This window comes from Pseudomonas sp. GW456-L12, from assembly GCF_059424045.1.
On the sequence record NZ_JBWKZA010000005.1, the window covers coordinates 121,978 to 142,772 of the forward strand.

Annotated in this window: 21 protein-coding genes; all 21 read left to right on the forward strand. The window is 58.2% G+C overall.

The genetic code is table 11. The annotated features are described in order from the left end of the window. Positions 1 to 415 precede the first annotated feature (415 nt). The 21 genes from rpmH (at position 416) to glmS (ending at position 20,738) form a co-directional block, all read left to right on the forward strand. Positions 416 to 550, forward strand: coding sequence for a 50S ribosomal protein L34 (gene rpmH, locus AC07Y9_RS08460; protein ID WP_003213577.1), 135 nt, complete (start codon positions 416 to 418; stop codon positions 548 to 550). Positions 551 to 566: 16 nt separating this feature from the next. Then, a complete protein-coding gene (rnpA, locus tag AC07Y9_RS08465; protein ID WP_009041465.1) occupies positions 567 to 968 on the forward strand; it encodes a ribonuclease P protein component in 402 nt (133 codons plus the stop codon). Beyond that, a complete protein-coding gene (gene yidD / locus AC07Y9_RS08470; protein ID WP_010465488.1) occupies positions 961 to 1,206 on the forward strand; it encodes a membrane protein insertion efficiency factor YidD in 246 nt (81 codons plus the stop codon). The genes rnpA and yidD overlap by 8 nt, the downstream gene beginning before the upstream one ends. Positions 1,207 to 1,208: 2 nt before the next feature. After that, complete coding sequence (gene yidC / locus AC07Y9_RS08475; protein WP_007924476.1) at positions 1,209 to 2,891, forward strand: membrane protein insertase YidC; 1,683 nt, start codon at positions 1,209 to 1,211, stop codon at positions 2,889 to 2,891. Between the two features lie 91 nt (positions 2,892 to 2,982). After that, a complete protein-coding gene (gene mnmE / locus AC07Y9_RS08480; protein ID WP_102678746.1) occupies positions 2,983 to 4,353 on the forward strand; it encodes a tRNA uridine-5-carboxymethylaminomethyl(34) synthesis GTPase MnmE in 1,371 nt (456 codons plus the stop codon). Between the two features lie 594 nt (positions 4,354 to 4,947). Continuing rightward, positions 4,948 to 6,846, forward strand: a complete 1,899-nt coding sequence (mnmG, locus tag AC07Y9_RS08485) for a tRNA uridine-5-carboxymethylaminomethyl(34) synthesis enzyme MnmG (protein ID WP_007924490.1) — start codon at positions 4,948 to 4,950, stop codon at positions 6,844 to 6,846. Beyond that, positions 6,843 to 7,487, forward strand: coding sequence for a 16S rRNA (guanine(527)-N(7))-methyltransferase RsmG (rsmG, locus tag AC07Y9_RS08490; RefSeq protein ID WP_007924492.1), 645 nt, complete (start codon positions 6,843 to 6,845; stop codon positions 7,485 to 7,487). Before mnmG ends, rsmG begins: the two co-directional genes overlap by 4 nt. An 18-nt stretch (positions 7,488 to 7,505) precedes the next feature. Continuing rightward, positions 7,506 to 8,303, forward strand: a complete 798-nt coding sequence (locus AC07Y9_RS08495; protein WP_007924494.1) for a ParA family protein — start codon at positions 7,506 to 7,508, stop codon at positions 8,301 to 8,303. Positions 8,304 to 8,312: 9 nt separating this feature from the next. Continuing rightward, the gene (locus tag AC07Y9_RS08500; RefSeq protein WP_007924496.1) at positions 8,313 to 9,185 is read left to right on the forward strand and encodes a ParB/RepB/Spo0J family partition protein; all 873 of its coding nucleotides are present in this window, start codon (positions 8,313 to 8,315) and stop codon (positions 9,183 to 9,185) included. Positions 9,186 to 9,333: 148 nt separating this feature from the next. After that, complete coding sequence (locus tag AC07Y9_RS08505; RefSeq protein WP_037004398.1) at positions 9,334 to 9,741, forward strand: F0F1 ATP synthase subunit I; 408 nt, start codon at positions 9,334 to 9,336, stop codon at positions 9,739 to 9,741. A 16-nt stretch (positions 9,742 to 9,757) separates the two neighbouring features. Further along, positions 9,758 to 10,627 (forward strand): F0F1 ATP synthase subunit A, encoded by an 870-nt coding sequence (gene atpB, locus AC07Y9_RS08510; RefSeq protein ID WP_025806879.1) that lies wholly within the window; start codon positions 9,758 to 9,760, stop codon positions 10,625 to 10,627. A 133-nt stretch (positions 10,628 to 10,760) separates the two neighbouring features. Beyond that, positions 10,761 to 11,018 carry a F0F1 ATP synthase subunit C gene (atpE, locus tag AC07Y9_RS08515; protein ID WP_002555987.1) on the forward strand — a complete coding sequence of 86 codons (258 nt, stop codon included), beginning with the start codon at positions 10,761 to 10,763 and terminating at the stop codon, positions 11,016 to 11,018. A gap of 57 nt (positions 11,019 to 11,075) precedes the next feature. Beyond that, positions 11,076 to 11,546 (forward strand): F0F1 ATP synthase subunit B, encoded by a 471-nt coding sequence (locus AC07Y9_RS08520; protein WP_007924504.1) that lies wholly within the window; start codon positions 11,076 to 11,078, stop codon positions 11,544 to 11,546. Positions 11,547 to 11,558: 12 nt separating this feature from the next. Next, on the forward strand, positions 11,559 to 12,095 hold the full coding sequence (locus AC07Y9_RS08525) for a F0F1 ATP synthase subunit delta (protein WP_007924505.1): 537 nt from the start codon (positions 11,559 to 11,561) through the stop codon (positions 12,093 to 12,095). A 21-nt stretch (positions 12,096 to 12,116) separates the two neighbouring features. After that, positions 12,117 to 13,661 (forward strand): F0F1 ATP synthase subunit alpha, encoded by a 1,545-nt coding sequence (gene atpA, locus AC07Y9_RS08530; RefSeq protein WP_007924506.1) that lies wholly within the window; start codon positions 12,117 to 12,119, stop codon positions 13,659 to 13,661. A 50-nt stretch (positions 13,662 to 13,711) separates the two neighbouring features. Then, entirely contained in the window at positions 13,712 to 14,572 is an 861-nt protein-coding gene (gene atpG, locus AC07Y9_RS08535) for a F0F1 ATP synthase subunit gamma (RefSeq protein ID WP_007924507.1), read from the forward strand. Positions 14,573 to 14,599: 27 nt separating this feature from the next. Further along, positions 14,600 to 15,976, forward strand: coding sequence for a F0F1 ATP synthase subunit beta (gene atpD / locus AC07Y9_RS08540; protein ID WP_007924510.1), 1,377 nt, complete (start codon positions 14,600 to 14,602; stop codon positions 15,974 to 15,976). 45 nt (positions 15,977 to 16,021) lie between these two features. Beyond that, positions 16,022 to 16,447 carry a F0F1 ATP synthase subunit epsilon gene (locus AC07Y9_RS08545; protein WP_009041460.1) on the forward strand — a complete coding sequence of 142 codons (426 nt, stop codon included), beginning with the start codon at positions 16,022 to 16,024 and terminating at the stop codon, positions 16,445 to 16,447. Positions 16,448 to 16,559: 112 nt separating this feature from the next. Further along, positions 16,560 to 17,927 (forward strand): bifunctional UDP-N-acetylglucosamine diphosphorylase/glucosamine-1-phosphate N-acetyltransferase GlmU, encoded by a 1,368-nt coding sequence (gene glmU / locus AC07Y9_RS08550; protein WP_037034405.1) that lies wholly within the window; start codon positions 16,560 to 16,562, stop codon positions 17,925 to 17,927. Positions 17,928 to 18,127: 200 nt separating this feature from the next. Then, on the forward strand, positions 18,128 to 18,895 hold the full coding sequence (locus tag AC07Y9_RS08555; RefSeq protein WP_007924514.1) for a DeoR/GlpR family DNA-binding transcription regulator: 768 nt from the start codon (positions 18,128 to 18,130) through the stop codon (positions 18,893 to 18,895). Positions 18,896 to 18,905: 10 nt separating this feature from the next. Continuing rightward, complete coding sequence (gene glmS, locus AC07Y9_RS08560) at positions 18,906 to 20,738, forward strand: glutamine--fructose-6-phosphate transaminase (isomerizing) (RefSeq protein ID WP_102678745.1); 1,833 nt, start codon at positions 18,906 to 18,908, stop codon at positions 20,736 to 20,738. Positions 20,739 to 20,795 lie beyond the last annotated feature (57 nt).

Consider the following 20,795-nt stretch of genomic DNA (forward strand, 5'->3'; position numbering starts at 1 on the left):
TGTGGATAACCATACCTGAGGGCATTGCACAACTGGGGGCGAAAATCGGTGGATAACCTGCTTGTGGATAACTCACCTTTCCACACACAGCTTTTCCGATAGCGCAGCACAGGCAGAGCACCGTTTCTCGACAGTGTTGTCATTCTCTGTACACCACGGTCTATAAGGGCTGAATGTAGTTATCCACAGATAGCTGCATCCCTAGCCTTTATAAGCTTTACAGAAAAGCTTTAAATAATTCCCTTCTTTATTTTTATATCTGGCTGACCGGGTTCTTCAGTCTTCGATGTGGACATACCCAGACAAAGGAAAAGCTGGTTGGAAATTGACCTAGAGGCTTGCTTTCTCTAGAATCGCCGATCTCTTAAAACGGGGGCCATTCCGGCCCGTTGTGGACGAACCAGGTAACACGACAATGAAACGTACTTTCCAACCAAGCACTATCAAACGCGCTCGTACCCACGGTTTCCGTGCTCGCATGGCTACCAAGAACGGTCGTGCCGTCCTGTCGCGTCGTCGCGCCAAAGGTCGTGCGCGTCTGGCAGTTTGATACTCCGGCACTGGAGGTGAGTCAGGACTTCAGTCGGGAAAAGCGTCTGCTTACCCCCCGGCATTTCAAGGCAGTCTTTGACTCCCCTACCGGCAAGGTTCCGGGGAAAAATCTCCTGCTCCTTGCGCGCAACAACGATCTGGATCATCCCCGTCTGGGGCTGGTTATCGGAAAAAAGAGCGTCAAGCTCTCCGTTGAGCGCAATCGCCTCAAACGTCTGATGCGCGAATCGTTTCGCCTGCACCAGGATGCTCTGGTCGGCTGGGACATCGTTATCGTCGCGCGCAAAGGTTTGGGCGATGTAGAAAACCCCGAATTGATTCAGCATTTCGACAAGCTCTGGAAGCGTCTGGCCCGTAACAAGCCGGCACCAGCAGCCAAACCCGAAACTGTAGGGGTAGACAGCCCGAATGCGTAAACTGGCACTCGTTCCGATCCAGTTTTATCGCTATGCCATTAGTCCTCTGATGGCCAGTCACTGTCGTTTCTACCCCAGCTGTTCCTGCTACGCGTATGAAGCCATCGAAAATCATGGCCTTCTGCGCGGTGGCTGGCTGACCTTTCGTCGTTTAGGTCGCTGTCATCCGTGGAATCCCGGTGGTTATGACCCGGTTCCACCTATCCCTACCTCCCGTTCTTCTTCGATGGCCGAGTAATCATGGATATTAAACGCACGATCCTGATCGTCGCCCTGGCAATCGTGTCCTACGTCATGGTTCTTAAGTGGAACCAGGATTATGGCCAGGCTGCCCTGCCGACTCAGAATGTTGCTGCCAACACCGCCACCCCGGCTCTACCGGATACGCCTGTTGGTAACAATGCTTCCGCCAGTGCCGATGTACCCAGCGCGAATACCGATACCAGCACCCCTACCGAAACTCCGGTAGCGGCAAGCAAAGACCTCATCCAGGTAAAAACGGATGTGCTCGATCTGGCTATCGATCCTCAAGGTGGTGATATCGCCCAGCTGAAGCTGCCGCTGTATCCACGTCGCCAGGACCATCCGGAAATTCCGTTCCAGCTGTTCGATAACGGTGGCGAACGCACTTATCTGGCGCAAAGCGGCCTGACCGGTACCAACGGCCCGGATGCCCGTCCTGCCGGACGCCCGGTTTACTCGGCCGAAAAAAAGACTTATCAACTGGCTGACGGCCAGAACCAGCTGAATGTCGACCTGAAATTCAGCGACGCCGGCGTCAACTACATCAAGCGTTTCACCTTTACCCGCGGTCTGTACGATCTGAAAGTCACCTATCTGATCGACAACACCAGCGACAAGGCCTGGACTGGCAACCTGTTTGCCCAGCTCAAACGCGACGCCAGCTCCGATCCTTCTTCCAGCACCGCCACCGGTACCGCGACTTACCTGGGCGCCGCCCTGTGGACAAGTTCCGAGCCGTACAAAAAAGTGTCGATGAAAGATATCGACAAGGGCTCGCTGAAAGAAACCGTGCAAGGTGGCTGGGTTGCCTGGCTGCAACACTACTTCGTGACCGCCTGGATCCCGGCGAAGAACGAAAGCAACGTGGTGCAGACCCGCAAAGACAACCAAGGCAACTACATCATCGGTTTCACCGGCCCGGCGCTGACCGTTGCACCAGGTGCCAAGGCTGAAACCACTGCCACTCTGTACGCCGGTCCGAAAAGCCAGGCCGTGCTGAAAGAGTTGTCCCCAGGCCTGGAACTGACTGTCGACTACGGCATTCTGTGGTTCATTGCCCAGCCGATCTTCTGGCTGCTGCAACATATCCACAGCATTGTGGGTAACTGGGGCTGGTCGATCATCTTCCTGACCATGCTGATCAAGGGGATCTTCTTCCCACTGTCGGCGGCCAGCTACAAATCCATGGCGCGCATGCGTGCAGTGGCGCCGAAACTGGCGGCTCTGAAAGAGCAACATGGCGACGACCGGCAGAAAATGTCGCAAGCCATGATGGAGCTGTACAAGAAAGAGAAGATCAATCCGCTGGGTGGTTGCTTGCCAATCCTCGTGCAGATGCCGGTGTTCCTGTCCTTGTACTGGGTACTCCTGGAAAGCGTGGAAATGCGCCAGGCACCGTTCATGCTGTGGATTACCGACCTGTCGATCAAGGATCCGTTCTTCATCCTGCCGATCATCATGGGCGCCACCATGTTCATCCAGCAGCAACTGAACCCGACTCCTCCGGATCCGATGCAGGCCAAGGTGATGAAAATGATGCCAATCATCTTCACCTTCTTCTTCCTGTGGTTCCCGGCGGGCCTGGTGCTGTACTGGGTGGTGAACAACTGCCTGTCGATCGCCCAACAGTGGTACATCACACGTAAGATCGAAGCGGCTACCAAGAAAGCAGCTGCCTGACCTACTCTGTGGATAACCACTCAAAACGCCCCCTAGTGGGGCGTTTTGCTATCTGTCACTTTTGTCTGCCTCTTTATGTCTGGAGCGGGTTATGAATGTCCCTCGTGAAACCATCGCAGCCGTAGCCACCGCCCAGGGGCGCGGTGGTGTGGGCATCGTGCGTATTTCCGGACCGCTGGCCAATGTCGCCGCCAAGGCCATCAGCGGCCGCGAGCTGAAACCGCGTTACGCCCATTACGGGCCGTTTTTCAGCGATCGGGACGAGGTCCTGGATGAGGGGATCGCCTTGTATTTCCCGGGGCCGAACTCCTTTACCGGCGAAGACGTGCTGGAACTTCAGGGCCACGGCGGCCCGATCGTCCTGGATATGTTGCTGCAGCGTTGCCTGCAGCTGGGATGCCGCCTGGCCCGGCCGGGGGAATTCAGCGAGCGCGCGTTCCTCAACGACAAGCTCGACCTGGCCCAGGCCGAAGCCATCGCCGACCTGATCGAAGCCAGTTCCGCACAGGCCGCGCGCAATGCCTTGCGCTCTTTGCAGGGGGCATTCTCCAAGCGTGTGCATAACCTGACCGAGCAATTGATCGCGCTGCGTATCTACGTCGAGGCGGCCATTGATTTTCCCGAGGAAGAAATCGACTTCCTGGCCGATGGCCATGTCCTGCAGATGCTCGACGCGGTACGCGACGAGTTATCCACCGTGGTCCGCGAAGCCGGGCAGGGCGCCTTGCTGCGTGACGGCATGACCGTGGTCATCGCTGGCCGGCCCAACGCTGGCAAGTCCAGCCTGCTCAATGCCCTGGCCGGACGCGAAGCGGCGATTGTGACCGAGATCGCCGGTACCACCCGGGATGTGCTGCGTGAACATATCCACATCGACGGCATGCCGTTGCACGTTGTGGATACCGCAGGGCTGCGCGATACCGAGGACCAGGTGGAAAAGATCGGTGTGGAACGTGCCCTCAAGGCCATTGGCGAGGCCGACCGCGTATTGCTGGTGGTCGACGCCACGGCCCCGGAAGCGCTGGACCCCTTTGCCTTGTGGCCGGAGTTCCTGGAACAGCGGCCGGATCCGGCGAAAGTCACGCTGATCCGCAACAAGGCCGACCTGACCAGCGAAGCGATCGCCTTGGAGGTCAGCGACGATGGCCACGTGACTATCAGCCTCAGTGCCAAGGCCGGCGGCGAGGGCCTGGAACTGCTACGTGAGCACCTCAAGGCCTGCATGGGTTACGAACAGACTTCCGAAAGCAGCTTCAGTGCACGCAGACGTCACCTGGAAGCCCTGCACCACGCCAGCGACGCACTTGAACATGGCCGTTTGCAACTGACCCTGGCCGGCGCCGGCGAGCTGCTGGCTGAAGATCTGCGCCAAGCCCAGCAATCCCTGGGAGAAATTACCGGCGCTTTCAGCTCGGACGACCTGCTGGGCCGGATCTTCTCCAGCTTCTGCATCGGTAAGTAACCCCATCTCCCTATAGGAGCAGCCGTTCGACGGCTTGGTTGCTCGTGATGCTCATGGCGGTGTTCCGCCGGAATCACGGGCAAACCCGCTCCACAATCCCTCGTACTTTCCATTATTTCCGAGTTTGCCGGGCGCCATCGAGCGCTCCGGAGGATTTCTCGTGGGCGCCGTTTGCTCGTACGAGCCTTTTTCTGTGGATTAAGCCCTGTGAATAACTGCCCTTAGGCTCAGTTGATAACAGGGCGTCAAAACTGAGGAAAACCCGCTCTGTGGATAAGCATCACTTTAATCCACAGGCTTACACCGGTTATCCAAGGGCCTCGTTGCTACCTAACCACAGACTTTTGAATCTCTGTACACATTGAAAACAAAGGGCTGTATGAATCTATCCACAGATAGGTCGGTGCCTAAGAATAAACATAAAAACAAAGATTTAATAAATTTCTTTCTTTTTAATTTCTATTGTCCGTGAGTCATCCACAGCTGGTTAAATTTTGTGCAAAGGGTTCTTTAGGAAGGGCGAAGACCCTATACTTGTCCGTTATCCCAAGAACCCATCCTTTTTTACCCATATAAGCAGGCACGAGGTGCGTGGTGGATTTCCCTTCCCGTTTTGAAGTGATCGTCATCGGCGGCGGTCATGCCGGTACCGAGGCAGCACTTGCATCAGCACGCATGGGGGCAAAAACCCTGTTGCTGACGCACAACGTGGAAACCCTCGGAGCAATGAGCTGCAATCCCGCGATTGGCGGGATCGGTAAAAGTCATCTGGTCAAAGAAATCGACGCCCTCGGCGGCGCGATGGCCATGGCTACCGATAAAGGTGGTATTCAGTTTCGGGTGTTGAACAGCCGTAAAGGCCCAGCCGTGCGTGCTACCCGCGCCCAGGCCGACCGTATTCTGTACAAGGCTGCTGTCCGCGAAATCCTGGAAAACCAGCCGAACCTGTGGATATTTCAACAGGCAGCGGATGACCTGATCGTCGAACAGGACCAGGTCCGCGGAGTAGTGACCCAAATGGGCCTGCGTTTCTTCGCCGAATCCGTGGTGTTGACCACCGGTACCTTCCTCGGCGGACTTATCCACATCGGTTTGCAGAATTATTCCGGCGGTCGTGCCGGTGATCCGCCGTCGATCGCTCTGGCTCGCCGTCTGCGCGAATTGCCTCTGCGTGTGGGCCGCCTGAAAACCGGTACGCCACCGCGCATCGATGGCCGGTCTGTGGATTTCTCGGTGATGACCGAGCAACCGGGTGATACGCCAATCCCGGTCATGTCTTTCCTGGGCAACAAGGAACAGCATCCGCGGCAGGTCAGTTGCTGGATTACTCATACCAATGCGCGGACTCACGAAATCATCGCTGCAAACCTCGACCGTTCGCCGATGTATTCCGATGCCGGCTCGATCGAGGGCATTGGCCCGCGCTACTGCCCGTCGATCGAAGACAAGATCCATCGCTTTGCCGACAAGGAAAGCCATCAGGTCTTTATCGAGCCGGAAGGCCTGACCACTCACGAGCTGTACCCGAACGGGATATCCACAAGCCTGCCGTTCGATGTGCAGTTGCAGATCGTGCAATCGATCCGCGGCATGGAAAACGCGCACATCGTGCGTCCCGGCTATGCCATCGAGTACGACTACTTCGATCCGCGCGACTTGAAGTACAGCCTGGAAACCAAAGTGATCGGCGGCCTGTTCTTTGCCGGCCAGATCAACGGCACCACCGGTTACGAAGAAGCCGGCGCCCAGGGTTTGCTCGCCGGTGCCAACGCCGCATTGCGCGCGCAGGGCAAAGACAGCTGGTGCCCGCGCCGCGATGAAGCCTATATCGGTGTGTTGGTCGACGACCTGATTACCCTGGGAACCCAGGAGCCGTATCGGATGTTCACATCCCGTGCCGAATACCGCCTGATCCTACGCGAAGACAATGCCGACCTGCGCCTGACCGAAAAAGGTCGGGAACTGGGCCTGGTGGACGATGTCCGTTGGGCCGCGTTCTGCAAAAAACGCGAAGGTATAGCCCTGGAAGAGCAGCGCCTGAAAAGCACTTGGGTTCGTCCGGGTACCGAGCAGGGTGATGCGATCGCCGAAAAGTTCGGCACACCGCTGACCCATGAGTACAACTTGCTGAATCTGTTGAGCCGTCCGGAAATCGACTACGCTGGCCTGGTCGAAGTGACCGGGCAGGGCGCAGAAGATCCACAGGTCGCCGAGCAAGTCGAGATCAAGACCAAGTACGCCGGCTACATCGATCGCCAGCAGGACGAAATCGCTCGTCTGCGGGCCAGCGAAGACACCAAGCTGCCTGTGGATATCGACTACAGCAACATTTCCGGTCTCTCGAAAGAGATCCAGAGCAAGCTCGGCGCCACGCGTCCTGAAACCCTGGGCCAGGCTTCGCGGATTCCGGGCGTGACCCCGGCAGCGATTTCGCTGTTGATGATTCACTTGAAAAAACGCGGCGCGGGCCGTCAGTTGGAGCAAAGCGCTTGAGTTCGCAGGTCACCTCGCAACATGCAGAAGAGTTATCCACAGGTGCTCGCCAACTCGGTGTCAACCTGACAGAAGCCCAGCACGAGTTACTGCTGGGTTATCTGGCCCTGCTGATCAAATGGAACAAGGCTTACAACCTGACCGCAGTACGCGATCCGGATGAAATGGTCTCGCGTCATCTGCTCGATAGCCTGAGCGTGATGTCGTTCATCGAAAACGGCCGCTGGCTGGACGTTGGCAGCGGCGGCGGGATGCCGGGCATTCCATTGGCTATCCTGTTTCCGGATTCGCAAGTGACCTGTCTGGACAGCAATGGCAAGAAAACCCGCTTCCTGACCCAGGTCAAACTGGAACTGAAGTTGGATAACCTGCAAGTTATCCACAGTCGTGTCGAAGCTTTCCAGCCGCAGCAGCCATTCAACGGGATCATTTCCCGGGCATTCAGCAGCATGGAGAACTTCACCAACTGGACTCGCCACCTCGGCGACCGCGATACACGTTGGCTGGCAATGAAGGGCGTTCATCCCGCCGATGAGCTGGTAGCATTGCCGGCGGACTTCCACCTCGATAGCGAACACGCCCTGGCCGTACCCGGTTGCCAAGGCCAACGCCATCTGCTGATACTGCGCCGCACGGCATGATTGGGAACACAAGCAAGAATGGCTAAGGTATTCGCGATAGCGAACCAGAAAGGTGGCGTGGGCAAGACCACCACCTGCATCAACCTCGCAGCATCGCTGGTTGCTACCAAGCGCCGGGTGCTGTTGATCGATCTCGATCCACAGGGCAACGCCACCATGGGTAGCGGTGTGGATAAACACGGCCTGGAAAATTCGGTCTACGACCTGCTGATCGGCGAGTGCGATCTAGCCCAGGCCATGCATTACTCCGAGCACGGTGGTTATCAACTGCTGCCGGCGAACCGTGACCTGACTGCCGCGGAAGTGGTTCTGCTGGAAATGCAGATGAAGGAAAGCCGTCTGCGCAGTGCCTTGGCGCCGATCCGGGAAAACTACGATTACATTTTGATCGACTGCCCGCCGTCGCTGTCGATGCTCACGCTCAACGCCCTGGTTGCCGCCGATGGGGTCATTATCCCCATGCAGTGCGAGTACTTCGCTCTCGAAGGGCTGAGCGACCTTGTGGATAACATCAAGCGCATCTCCGAATTGCTCAATCCGAACCTCAAGGTCGAAGGCTTGCTGCGGACCATGTATGACCCGCGGCTGAGCCTGATGAACGATGTTTCCGCGCAACTCAAGGAACACTTCGGCGATCAGCTGTACGACACAGTGATCCCACGCAACATCCGTCTGGCTGAAGCCCCCAGTTATGGCATGCCGGCGTTGGTCTACGACAAACAGTCCCGCGGTGCCATCGCCTATCTGGCCCTTGCTGGCGAGATGGTTCGTCGGCAACGGAAAAATTCACGCGCAGCCGCTGCCCAGCCAACTTAAGGAATCCCCATGGCCGTCAAGAAACGAGGTCTCGGACGTGGACTGGATGCACTGTTGAGTGGTCCGACTGTCAGCTCGCTGGAAGAACAAGCGGTTCAAGCCGATGTGCGTGAGCTGCAACATTTGCCCCTGGACTTGATCCAGCGCGGCAAGTATCAGCCGCGCCGGGACATGGACCCTCAGGCGCTGGAAGAATTGGCGAGCTCGATCAAGACTCAGGGCGTGATGCAGCCAATCGTGGTGCGTCCGATCGGTTCCGGCCGTTTTGAAATCATCGCCGGCGAGCGCCGCTGGCGCGCCAGCCAGCAGGCGGGTCAGGAAACCATTCCGGCGATGGTCCGCGATGTGCCCGACGAAACCGCCATCGCCATGGCGCTGATCGAGAATATCCAGCGCGAAGATCTCAATCCCATCGAGGAAGCGGTTGCCCTGCAGCGCCTGCAGCAGGAATTCCAGCTGACTCAGCAGCAGGTTGCCGAGGCTGTGGGTAAGTCCCGCGTCACTGTAGCCAACTTGCTGCGCCTGATCGCTTTGCCTGAAGTGATCAAGACCATGCTGTCCCACGGCGACCTGGAAATGGGTCATGCCCGTGCCTTGCTGGGTTTGCCGGAAAATCAACAGGTTGAAGGGGCGCGACACGTTGTCGCACGTGGCCTCACCGTACGCCAGACCGAAGCCCTGGTTCGCCAGTGGTTGAGTGGCAAACAGCAGCCTGCCGAACCTGTAAAACCCGACCCGGATATCGCGCGCCTGGAGCAACGCCTGGCCGAGCGCCTAGGCTCTGCGGTGCAGATTCGTCACGGAAAGAAAGGGAAAGGTCAGTTGGTGATCGGGTATAACTCCCTCGATGAGCTTCAAGGCGTCCTTGCACACATCCGCTGAAACATTTCCTCATGTAGCGTGCAGTCGGAAATCACTACCCGGCAGTTGAATAGGGGCTGAACCGCCCCTATACTCTGCGCGCATTTTGTCGGCACAAATTATGCCAAGTTATTGAATTCTGGCAGCCGACCCATGAGGAGCAAGAGTGATGGAAACCCGCACGCCAAACCGCTTGCCGTTCCATCGCTTGGCGGTTTTCCCGGTTTTATTGGCTCAGTTGGTCGTTTTATTGCTGGCCGCCTTGGCGCTCTGGCATTGGCATGGAGTCGTAGCCGGATACTCAGGCCTTTGTGGGGGACTGATAGCCTTGCTCCCCAATGTGTATTTCGCTCATAGGGCATTTCGGTTTTCCGGCGCCCGAGCAGCTCAAGCCATCGTCCGGTCTTTTTATGCCGGCGAGGCGGGCAAACTGATTTTGACGGCAGTGCTCTTTGCATTGACGTTCGCAGGTGTGAAGCCATTGGCGCCGCTAGCTGTATTCGGCGTCTTCGTGCTGACCCAACTGGTCAGCTGGTTCGCTCCCCTGCTTATGAGAACAAGACTTTCGAGACCTTAGGGCGTTTGAGGCAACCATGGCAGAAACAACCGCTTCGGGCTATATCCAGCACCACTTGCAGAACCTGACCTTCGGTCAGCTACCTAATGGCGGCTGGGGCTTTGCCCACACCGCAGCAGAAGCCAAAGAAATGGGCTTTTGGGCATTCCACGTCGATACCCTCGGCTGGTCTGTGGCGTTGGGTCTGATCTTCGTTCTTCTTTTCCGCATGGCGGCCAAGAAGGCAACTTCCGGTCAGCCAGGTGCTTTGCAGAACTTCGTTGAAGTATTGGTCCAGTTCGTCGATGGCAGCGTGAAAGACAGCTTCCATGGCCGTAGCCCAGTGATTGCACCGCTGGCACTGACCATCTTCGTCTGGGTGTTCCTGATGAACGCCATCGACCTGATCCCGGTCGACTGGATTCCTCAACTGGCCATCCTGATCTCCGGCGATGCGCACATTCCTTTCCGTGCCGTGTCGACTACCGACCCGAACGCCACGCTGGCCATGGCCTTCTCGGTGTTCGCACTGATCATTTTCTACAGCATCAAGATCAAGGGCATCGGCGGTTTCATCGGCGAACTGACCCTGCATCCGTTCGGCAGCAAGAATATCTTTATTCAGGCGCTGCTGATTCCGGTGAACTTCCTGCTTGAATTCGTGACGCTGATCGCCAAGCCAATCTCTCTGGCACTTCGTCTGTTCGGCAACATGTACGCTGGCGAACTGGTGTTCATCCTGATCGCCGTGATGTTCGGCAGCGGCCTGCTCTGGCTCAGCGGCCTGGGCGTGGTGCTGCAATGGGCGTGGGCTGTGTTCCACATCCTGATCATCACCCTGCAAGCGTTTATCTTCATGATGCTGACCATCGTCTACCTGTCGATGGCGCACGAAGAGAACCATTAAGACCGGTCTCGACCAGTCTGATGTCCCTCCCGGTCAAACGGGAGGGGGCCCGTCTAGGGCACGATGAAACGATTTGTTTTACCGCTTTAATCTAAAAAACCTAAACCATACGACGTAAAAGTCGGGAGGAAAGATGGAAACTGTAGTTGGTCTAACCGCTATCGCTGTTGCACTGTTGATCGGCCTGGGCGCACTGGGTACTGCAATTGGTTTCGGCCTGTTGGGCGGCAAGTTCCTGGAAGGCGCTGCGCGTCAGCCAGAAATGGTTCCAATGCTGCAAGTTAAAATGTTCATCGTTGCCGGCCTGCTCGACGCCGTGACCATGATCGGCGTTGGTATCGCTCTGTTCTTCACCTTCGCGAACCCCTTCGTTGGTCAACTCGCTGGCTAATCACTCGAATTTTCGAGTTGATTGGTGTGATGGACAACGAACGAGCGAGGTGTTGGCGTGAACATTAATGCAACCCTGATTGGCCAGTCCGTTGCGTTCTTCATTTTTGTACTGTTTTGCATGAAGTTCGTGTGGCCTCCGGTCATCGCGGCTTTGCACGAACGTCAGAAGAAGATCGCGGATGGACTGGACGCTGCCAGCCGAGCAGCTCGCGACCTGGAACTGGCCCAAGAGAAAGCGGGTCAGCAACTGCGCGAAGCAAAAGCTCAGGCAGCCGAAATCATTGAGCAAGCCAAGAAACGCGGTAACCAGATCGTCGAAGAGGCTGTTGAAAAAGCCCGTGTCGACGCTGACCGTGTGAAGGTTCAGGCTCAGGCCGAGATCGAGCAGGAACTGAACAGTGTCAAAGACGCGCTGCGTGCCCAACTGGGTGTGCTGGCCGTTGGCGGCGCCGAGAAGATCCTGGGTGCCACAATCGATCAAAACGCGCACGCGGAGCTGGTTAACAAACTGGCTGCTGAAATTTAAGCGAGGGTGATCATGGCAGAACTGACCACGTTGGCCCGACCTTACGCTAAGGCGGCCTTCGAGCACGCTCAGGCCCACCAGCAGCTGGCCTCTTGGTCAGCCATGCTCGGCCTGGCTGCAGCGGTGTCGCAAGACGACACCATGCGGCGCGTGCTCAAGGCCCCGCGACTGACGAGCGCAGACAAGGCCGCCACGTTTATCGACGTGTGCGGCGACAAGTTCGATGCCAAGGCACAGAATTTCATCCACGTCGTTGCCGAAAACGACCGTCTCCTGCTTCTGCCGGAGATCGCCGCCCTGTTCGACCTGTACAAGGCCGAGCAAGAGAAGTCGGTAGATGTGGAAGTCACCAGTGCTTTTGCGTTGAACCAAGAACAGCAAGACAAACTCGCCAAGGTTCTCAGTGCACGACTCGACCGGGAAGTGCGCCTGCAAGTTGCGGAGGACGCTGCCCTGATTGGTGGTGTCGTCATCCGCGCCGGCGACCTGGTTATCGATGGCTCGATTCGCGGCAAAATCGCGAAACTTGCCGAAGCATTGAAATCTTGAGTTTGAAGGGGCAGCAGAGCAATGCAGCAACTCAATCCTTCCGAAATAAGTGAAATTATCAAGGGCCGCATCGAAAAGCTCGATGTGACCTCCCAAGCCCGTAACGAAGGCACTGTCGTCAGCGTTTCTGACGGTATCGTGCGGATTCACGGTCTGGCCGACGTCATGTACGGCGAGATGATCGAGTTTCCGGGCGGTGTCTACGGTATGGCACTCAACCTCGAGCAAGACTCCGTAGGTGCCGTTGTACTGGGCGCATACACGACTCTGGCTGAAGGCATGAGCGCCAAGTGCACCGGCCGCATCCTCGAAGTTCCGGTTGGTAAGGAACTGCTGGGTCGCGTAGTCGACGCACTGGGTAACCCAGTTGACGGCAAAGGTCCGCTGAACAACACCGAGACCGACGCGGTCGAGAAAGTTGCTCCAGGCGTGATCTGGCGTAAGTCGGTAGACCAGCCTGTACAGACTGGCTACAAGGCTGTCGATGCCATGATCCCTGTCGGCCGTGGCCAGCGTGAGCTGATCATCGGTGACCGTCAGATCGGTAAGACCGCTCTGGCGATCGACGCGATCATCAACCAGAAAGACAGCGGCATCTTCTGCGTATACGTGGCTATCGGTCAGAAACAATCGACCATCGCCAACGTTGTTCGCAAGCTGGAAGAAAACGGCGCTCTGGCCAACACCATCATCGTGGCTGCCAGTGCTTCCGAATCCGCTGCCCTGCAATTCCTGGCACCGTACTCCGGTTGCACCATGGGCGAATTCTTCCGCGACCGCGGTGAAGACGCGCTGATCGTTTATGACGATCTGTCCAAGCAAGCAGTGGCTTACCGCCAGATTTCCCTGCTGCTGCGCCGTCCACCAGGCCGTGAAGCTTACCCAGGCGACGTGTTCTATCTCCACTCCCGTCTGCTGGAGCGCGCATCCCGCGTTTCGGAAGAGTACGTAGAGAAGTTCACCAACGGCGCGGTAACTGGCAAGACCGGTTCCCTGACCGCACTGCCGATCATCGAAACCCAGGCTGGCGACGTTTCCGCGTTCGTTCCGACCAACGTGATTTCCATCACCGACGGTCAGATCTTCCTGGAATCGGCCATGTTCAACTCCGGCATCCGCCCGGCAGTGAACGCCGGTGTTTCGGTATCCCGTGTAGGTGGTGCCGCTCAGACCAAGATCATCAAGAAGCTGTCCGGTGGTATCCGTACCGCTCTGGCTCAGTACCGTGAACTGGCGGCATTCGCCCAGTTCGCTTCTGACCTGGACGAAGCGACCCGTAAGCAACTTGAACACGGTCAGCGCGTTACCGAGCTGATGAAGCAGAAGCAATACGCGCCTATGTCCATCGCTGACATGTCGCTGTCGCTGTATGCCGCTGAACGTGGGTTCCTGACTGACGTCGAAATCGCCAAGATCGGTAGCTTCGAACAAGCGCTGATTGCTTACTTCAACCGCGATCACGCCGATTTGATGGCGAAGATCAACGTGAAGGGTGACTTCAATGACGAAATCGACGCTGGCCTGAAAGCCGGTATCGAGAAGTTCAAGGCCACCCAAACCTGGTAAGCCGCAGCGGGGGCCGCGAGGCTCCCGCTTGCTAACCTGATAGGTGTTACATGGCAGGCGCAAAAGAGATTCGCAGTAAGATTGCGAGCATCAAAAGCACGCAAAAGATTACCAGCGCCATGGAAAAAGTGGCGGTCAGCAAAATGCGCAAGGCACAAATGCGCATGGCTGCTAGCCGTCCTTACGCGGAGCGCATCCGCCAGGTTATTGGTCATCTGGCCAACGCCAACCCGGAATATCGCCACCCGTTCATGATCGACCGCGCAATCAAGCGCGTCGGTTATATCGTGGTGAGCAGTGACCGTGGTCTGTGCGGTGGTTTGAATACCAACCTGTTCAAGGCTTTGGTCAAGGACATGGCGGTAAACCGCGAAAATGGCGTCGAGATCGATCTGTGCGTGGTAGGCAGCAAAGGTGCGGCTTTCTTCCGTAACTTCGGCGGTAACGTCGTCGCTGCAATCAGCCACCTGGGTGAAGAGCCGTCGATCAATGACCTGATCGGCAGCGTCAAGGTGATGCTGGATGCCTACCTGGACGGCCGGATTGACCGCCTGTCCGTGGTGTCCAACAAGTTCATCAACACCATGACGCAACAGCCTACGGTGGAGCAGTTGATTCCGCTGGTGGCAACCCCGGATCAAGAACTCAAGCACCACTGGGACTATCTCTACGAACCGGACGCCAAAGAGCTGCTTGACGGCTTGATGGTTCGCTACGTGGAGTCGCAGGTCTACCAGGCGGTGGTCGAGAACAACGCGGCTGAACAAGCTGCGCGGATGATCGCGATGAAGAACGCTACCGACAACGCCGGTGATTTGATCAGCGATTTGCAGCTGATCTACAACAAGGCGCGTCAGGCTGCGATCACCCAAGAGATCTCGGAAATCGTCGGCGGCGCTGCCGCGGTTTAACGGTTCAAATATTCAGAGGATCCAGCTATGAGTAGCGGACGTATCGTTCAAATCATCGGCGCCGTTATCGACGTGGAATTTCCACGCGACAGCGTACCGAGCATCTACGACGCCTTGAAGGTTCAAGGCGCCGAAACCACTCTGGAAGTTCAGCAGCAGCTGGGCGACGGCGTGGTACGTACCATTGCGATGGGCTCCACCGAGGGCTTGAAGCGCGGTCTGGACGTCAACAACACTGGCGCAGCCATCTCCGTACCGGTCGGTAAAGCGACCCTGGGCCGGATCATGGACGTACTGGGCAACCCGATCGACGAAGCTGGCCCGATCGGCGAAGAAGAGCGTTGGGGCATTCACCGTCCTGCGCCGTCCTTCGCTGAACAAGCTGGTGGCAACGACCTCCTGGAAACCGGCATCAAGGTTATCGACCTGGTTTGCCCGTTCGCCAAGGGCGGTAAAGTCGGTCTGTTCGGTGGTGCCGGTGTGGGCAAGACCGTAAACATGATGGAACTGATCCGTAACATCGCCATCGAGCACAGCGGTTATTCCGTGTTCGCCGGTGTGGGTGAGCGTACTCGTGAGGGTAACGACTTCTACCACGAGATGAAGGATTCCAACGTTCTGGACAAAGTGGCACTGGTATACGGCCAGATGAACGAGCCGCCGGGAAACCGTCTGCGCGTAGCTCTGACCGGCCTGACCATGGCCGAGAAGTTCCGTGACGAAGGTAACGACGTTCTGCTGTTCGTCGACAACATCTATCGTTACACCCTGGCCGGTACCGAAGTATCCGCACTGCTGGGCCGTATGCCTTCCGCAGTAGGTTACCAGCCGACCCTGGCTGAAGAGATGGGCGTTCTGCAAGAACGTATCACTTCGACCAAGCAAGGCTCGATCACCTCGATCCAAGCGGTATACGTACCAGCGGACGACTTGACCGACCCGTCGCCAGCGACCACCTTCGCCCACTTGGACGCCACCGTCGTACTGTCCCGTGACATCGCTTCCCTGGGTATCTACCCAGCGGTAGATCCACTGGACTCGACTTCCCGTCAGCTGGACCCGAACGTGATCGGCAACGAGCACTATGAAACCGCTCGCGGTGTTCAGTACGTGCTGCAGCGCTACAAAGAGCTGAAGGACATCATTGCGATCCTGGGTATGGACGAACTGTCCGAAGCCGACAAGCAACTGGTATCCCGCGCTCGTAAGATCCAGCGCTTCCTGTCGCAGCCGTTCTTCGTGGCTGAAGTCTTCACTGGTTCTCCAGGCAAATACGTTTCCCTGAAAGACACCATCGCTGGCTTCAAAGGCATCCTCAACGGTGACTACGACCACCTGCCAGAACAAGCGTTCTACATGGTCGGCGGCATCGAAGAAGCGATCGAGAAAGCCAAGAAACTGTAATCCCGGCGCCCGGCAACGGGCGCTAATTTAGGTTGAGGCAAGCAGATGGCTATGACAGTCCATTGCGATATCGTCAGCGCGGAAGGGGAAATCTTCTCCGGTCTGGTCGAGATGGTGATCGCACACGGCGAGCTCGGGGATCTTGGTATCGCCCTGGGTCACGCTCCGCTGATCACTAATCTGAAACCAGGTCCGATCCGCTTGATCAAGCAGGGCGGGGAAGCCGAGGTGTTCTACATCTCCGGTGGTTTCCTCGAGGTTCAGCCGAACATGGTCAAGGTTCTTGCCGACACCGTGCAGCGTGCTGCCGACCTGGACGAAGCCTCCGCTCAGGAAGCCGTCAAGGCTGCTGAGAAGGCCCTGAATGAAAAAGGCGCAGATTTCGACTACGGTTCTGCTGCTGCACGTCTGGCCGAGGCCGCAGCCCAGCTGCGCACCGTCCAGCAGATCCGCAAGAAGTTCGGCGGCTAAGCCGCGGGATTTCCGCGTGATTGATTAAAAAGGGTAGCCTCGGCTACCCTTTTTCTTTTTTGCAATTCACCTCATGGTCGCAACCGCTGACCCCCAGGATTGGTAGCCAGTCATGTCTCTCGAAATCGTTATTCTCGCTGCCGGTCAAGGCACCCGCATGCGTTCCTCGTTGCCGAAAGTGCTGCACCCGGTGGCGGGCAACTCCATGCTTGGTCATGTTATCCACAGCGCCCGGCAACTCGATCCACAGCGTATCCATGTCGTCATCGGTCACGGTGCCGATGCGGTGCGTGAGCGCCTGGCGGCGGACGACTTGAATTTCGTGCTGCAGGACAAGCAGCTGGGTACCGGTCACGCCACCGCCCAGGCGGTGCCGTTCATTACCGCCGATACCGTGCTGATTCTCTACGGTGACGTGCCGCTGATCGAAGTCGAAACCCTGCAGCGCTTGCTCAAGCACGTTGTTCCCGGGCAAATGGGATTGCTGACCGTGGAGCTGGACGACCCGACCGGTTATGGCCGGATCGTTCGCGATGCCGACGGCAGGGTCGCAGCCATCGTCGAGCACAAGGACGCCAGCGAAGCGCAACGCGCAATCACCGAAGGCAACACTGGCATCCTTGCGGTGCCGGCCAATCGCCTTGCCGACTGGATGAGTCGTCTGTCGAATAACAACGCCCAGGGCGAGTATTACCTGACTGACGTGATCGAGATGGCGGTCAGCGATGGTTTGTTGGTGGCCACCGAGCAACCTCACGATCCGATGGAAGTGCAGGGCGCCAACGATCGCAAGCAGCTGTCCGAACTGGAGCGTCATTATCAGTTGCGCGAAGGTCGGCGCCTGATGGCTCAGGGCGTGACCCTGCGCGATCCGGCACGTTTCGATGTGCGCGGTGAAGTGACGGTGGGCCGCGACGTGCTGATCGACATCAACGTGATTCTCGAAGGCCGCGTGGTCATCGAGGACGACGTGGTGATCGGCCCGAACTGCGTGATCAAGGACAGCACCCTGCGCAAGGGCGTGGTGATCAAGGCCAACAGCCATATCGAAGGTGCGGTACTGGGTGAAGGCAGCGATGCCGGTCCGTTCGCCCGCCTGCGCCAAGGTACTGTTCTCGAAGCCCGTGCCCATGTGGGTAACTTTGTCGAGTTGAAGAACGCACGCATGGGCGAGGGCGCCAAGGCCGGGCACCTGGCCTACCTGGGAGATGCTGAGATCGGTGCACGCAGCAACATCGGCGCCGGCACCATTACCTGCAACTACGATGGCGCCAACAAACATCGGACAGTGCTGGGCGAAGACGTCTTCATCGGTTCCAACAACTCGTTGGTGGCACCTGTGGATATCCAGGATGGCGCGACCACGGCGGCCGGTTCTACCATCAACCAGACTGTGGAAAAAGCCCAGCTGGCCGTGGCCCGTGCCCGGCAGAAGAATATCGATGGCTGGAAACGCCCGGTGAAAATCAAGAAGAGCTGAGTTATCCACAACGCAGTGGCCGGTACTCTCGAGATTGCTTTCGCGGGCAAGCCTCGCTCCTACAGACAGTGATATCTGTAGGAGCGAGGCTTGCCCGCGATGCTTTTATCCACAGATTTTTTTCTTGCGCTGGCTTGACGAATTTCCGGCAATAGGTTTTGATTGCTTCCGTTATCTTTCGAATCGAAACTTAAGTGCTCATGTCGAAACGCAATACGCCCCAGCGCCGTCACAACATTCTGGCCTTGCTCAATGAACAGGGCGAGGTGAGCGTGGATGAGCTGGCTAAACGCTTCGAAACTTCGGAAGTTACGATCCGCAAGGACCTGGCGGCTCTGGAGAGCAACGGCTTGTTGCTGCGGCGCTACGGCGGCGCGATCACCATGCCGCAGGAACTGGTTGGCGATATCGGCCAGCCGGTGTCCCGGTACAAACAAGCCATCGCCCGCGCGGCGGTTGCGCGGATTCGCGAACACGCCCGCATCATCATCGACAGTGGCAGTACCACCGCGGCCATGATTCCCGAACTCGGTCAGCAGCCAGGCCTGGTGGTCATGACCAACTCGCTGCATGTGGCCAATGCCCTGAGCGAACTGGAGCACGAGCCGGTGCTGTTGATGACCGGCGGTACCTGGGACCCTCACTCCGAGTCGTTCCAGGGGCAGGTCGCCGAGCAGGTATTGCGTTCCTACGATTTCGACCAGCTGTTTATCGGTGCCGACGGCATCGACCTGGTGCGCGGGACCACCACCTTCAACGAGTTGCTCGGCCTGAGTCGGGTGATGGCCGAGGTGGCGCGGGAAGTCGTGGTGATGGTCGAGGCCGACAAGATCGGCCGCAAGATTCCCAACCTGGAGCTGCCCTGGAGCAGCGTCCATACCCTTATTACCGATGATCGCCTGCCTGCAGAGGCCCGCGACCAGATTCAAGCCCGCGGCATCACGCTGATTTGCGCGGCAGTCATCTAGGAGAGAAACCATGTGTGGAATTGTTGGCGCCGTTGCTGAACGGAATATCACGGCCATCCTGCTCGAAGGCCTCAAGCGTCTCGAATACCGCGGCTACGACAGCGCCGGGGTGGCGGTCCTGACCAACGATGGCAAGCTCGAGCGCATGCGTCGTCCGGGCAAGGTCAGCGAGCTGGAACAGGCCCTGGCCGGCGAGCCTCTGGTCGGTCGCCTGGGCATCGCCCACACTCGCTGGGCCACTCATGGCGCGCCATGCGAGCGTAACGCCCACCCGCATTTCTCCGGCGACCTGGCGGTGGTGCACAACGGCATCATCGAGAACCATGAAGTCCTGCGCGAGCAACTCAAGGGCCTGGGCTACGTGTTCACCTCGGACACCGACACCGAAGTCATCGCCCACCTGCTGGAGTACAAACTCAAGGACCTGGGCGACCTGACCGTGGCCCTGAAAGCCACCGTCAAGGAACTGCATGGCGCCTATGGCCTGGCCGTGATCAGCGCCAGCCAGCCGGACCGCCTGGTTGCCGCCCGCAGTGGCAGCCCATTGGTGATCGGCCTGGGCCTGGGGGAAAACTTCCTGGCTTCCGACCAACTGGCCCTGCGTCAGGTAACCGACCGCTTCATGTACCTGGAAGAGGGCGATATCGCCGAGATTCGCCGCGACAGCGTGCAGATCTGGGATGTCGACGGCAAAGCGGTCGAGCGTGAAGCCGTGCAATACCGTGATGGCGCCGAGGCCGCCGAGAAAGGCGAGTTCCGCCACTTCATGCTCAAGGAAATCCACGAGCAGCCAGCCGTGGTGCAACGCACCCTCGAAGGCCGCCTGAGCCCGAACCAGGTGCTGGTCCAGGCTTTCGGCCCACAGGCCGCCGAGCTGTTCGCCAAGGTGCGCAACGTGCAGATCGTCGCCTGCGGCACCAGCTATCACGCCGGCATGGTTGCCCGTTACTGGCTGGAAGAACTGGCCGGGATTCCGTGCCAGGTCGAAGTGGCCAGCGAGTTCCGCTACCGCAAGGTGGTGGTGCAGCCGGATACCCTGTTCGTGACCATTTCCCAGTCCGGCGAAACCGCCGACACCCTGGCCGCGCTGCGTAATGCCAAGGAGCTGGGTTTCCTCGCCAGCCTGGCGATCTGCAACGTCGGTATCAGCTCGCTGGTGCGTGAGTCCGACCTGACCCTGCTGACCCAGGCCGGTCGTGAAATCGGCGTGGCATCGACCAAAGCCTTTACCACCCAGCTGGTTGGCCTGCTGTTGCTGACCCTGTCCCTGGGTCAGGTCCGCGGCACCCTGGGCGAAGGCGTCGAAGCCACCCTGGTGGAAGAACTGCGGCGCTTGCCGACCCGCCTGGGCGAAGCCCTGGCGATGGACAGCACGGTGGAAAAAATCGCCGAGCTGTTCGCCGAGAAGCACCACACCCTGTTCCTCGGTCGTGGCGCACAGTTCCCGGTGGCGATGGAAGGGGCACTCAAGCTCAAGGAAATCTCCTACATCCACGCCGAAGCCTACCCGGCCGGTGAGCTCAAGCACGGTCCGTTGGCCCTTGTGGATAACGACATGCCGGTGGTCACCGTGGCGCCGAACAACGAGTTGCTGGAGAAGCTCAAGTCCAACCTGCAGGAAGTCCGCGCCCGTGGCGGCGAGCTGATCGTCTTTGCCGACGAGCAGGCCGGCATGACCAACGGCGAGGGCACGCATGTTATCCACATGCCGCATATCCACGACATCCTGTCGCCGATCCTCTACACCATCCCGCTGCAGCTGCTGTCGTATTACGTGGCGGTGCTCAAGGGCACTGACGTCGACCAGCCGCGCAACCTGGCCAAGTCCGTCACGGTGGAGTGAGTTATCCACAGTCGGCCGCATGGTGATCTTAAACAAATAAGTCAGTCTCGGAATAAA

Coding starts and splice junctions, on each gene's coding strand:
- AC07Y9_RS08545 (WP_009041460.1), top strand. CDS start 16,022: ATGGCTATGACAGTCCATTGCGATATCGTCAGCGCGGAAGGGGAAATC.
- atpA (WP_007924506.1), top strand. CDS start 12,117: ATGCAGCAACTCAATCCTTCCGAAATAAGTGAAATTATCAAGGGCCGC.
- AC07Y9_RS08555 (WP_007924514.1), top strand. CDS start 18,128: ATGTCGAAACGCAATACGCCCCAGCGCCGTCACAACATTCTGGCCTTG.
- atpD (WP_007924510.1), top strand. CDS start 14,600: ATGAGTAGCGGACGTATCGTTCAAATCATCGGCGCCGTTATCGACGTG.
- atpB (WP_025806879.1), top strand. CDS start 9,758: ATGGCAGAAACAACCGCTTCGGGCTATATCCAGCACCACTTGCAGAAC.
- rpmH (WP_003213577.1), top strand. CDS start 416: ATGAAACGTACTTTCCAACCAAGCACTATCAAACGCGCTCGTACCCAC.
- mnmE (WP_102678746.1), top strand. CDS start 2,983: ATGAATGTCCCTCGTGAAACCATCGCAGCCGTAGCCACCGCCCAGGGG.
- AC07Y9_RS08500 (WP_007924496.1), top strand. CDS start 8,313: ATGGCCGTCAAGAAACGAGGTCTCGGACGTGGACTGGATGCACTGTTG.
- AC07Y9_RS08525 (WP_007924505.1), top strand. CDS start 11,559: ATGGCAGAACTGACCACGTTGGCCCGACCTTACGCTAAGGCGGCCTTC.
- glmS (WP_102678745.1), top strand. CDS start 18,906: ATGTGTGGAATTGTTGGCGCCGTTGCTGAACGGAATATCACGGCCATC.
- atpG (WP_007924507.1), top strand. CDS start 13,712: ATGGCAGGCGCAAAAGAGATTCGCAGTAAGATTGCGAGCATCAAAAGC.
- AC07Y9_RS08495 (WP_007924494.1), top strand. CDS start 7,506: ATGGCTAAGGTATTCGCGATAGCGAACCAGAAAGGTGGCGTGGGCAAG.
- AC07Y9_RS08505 (WP_037004398.1), top strand. CDS start 9,334: ATGGAAACCCGCACGCCAAACCGCTTGCCGTTCCATCGCTTGGCGGTT.
- yidD (WP_010465488.1), top strand. CDS start 961: ATGCGTAAACTGGCACTCGTTCCGATCCAGTTTTATCGCTATGCCATT.
- yidC (WP_007924476.1), top strand. CDS start 1,209: ATGGATATTAAACGCACGATCCTGATCGTCGCCCTGGCAATCGTGTCC.
- glmU (WP_037034405.1), top strand. CDS start 16,560: ATGTCTCTCGAAATCGTTATTCTCGCTGCCGGTCAAGGCACCCGCATG.
- atpE (WP_002555987.1), top strand. CDS start 10,761: ATGGAAACTGTAGTTGGTCTAACCGCTATCGCTGTTGCACTGTTGATC.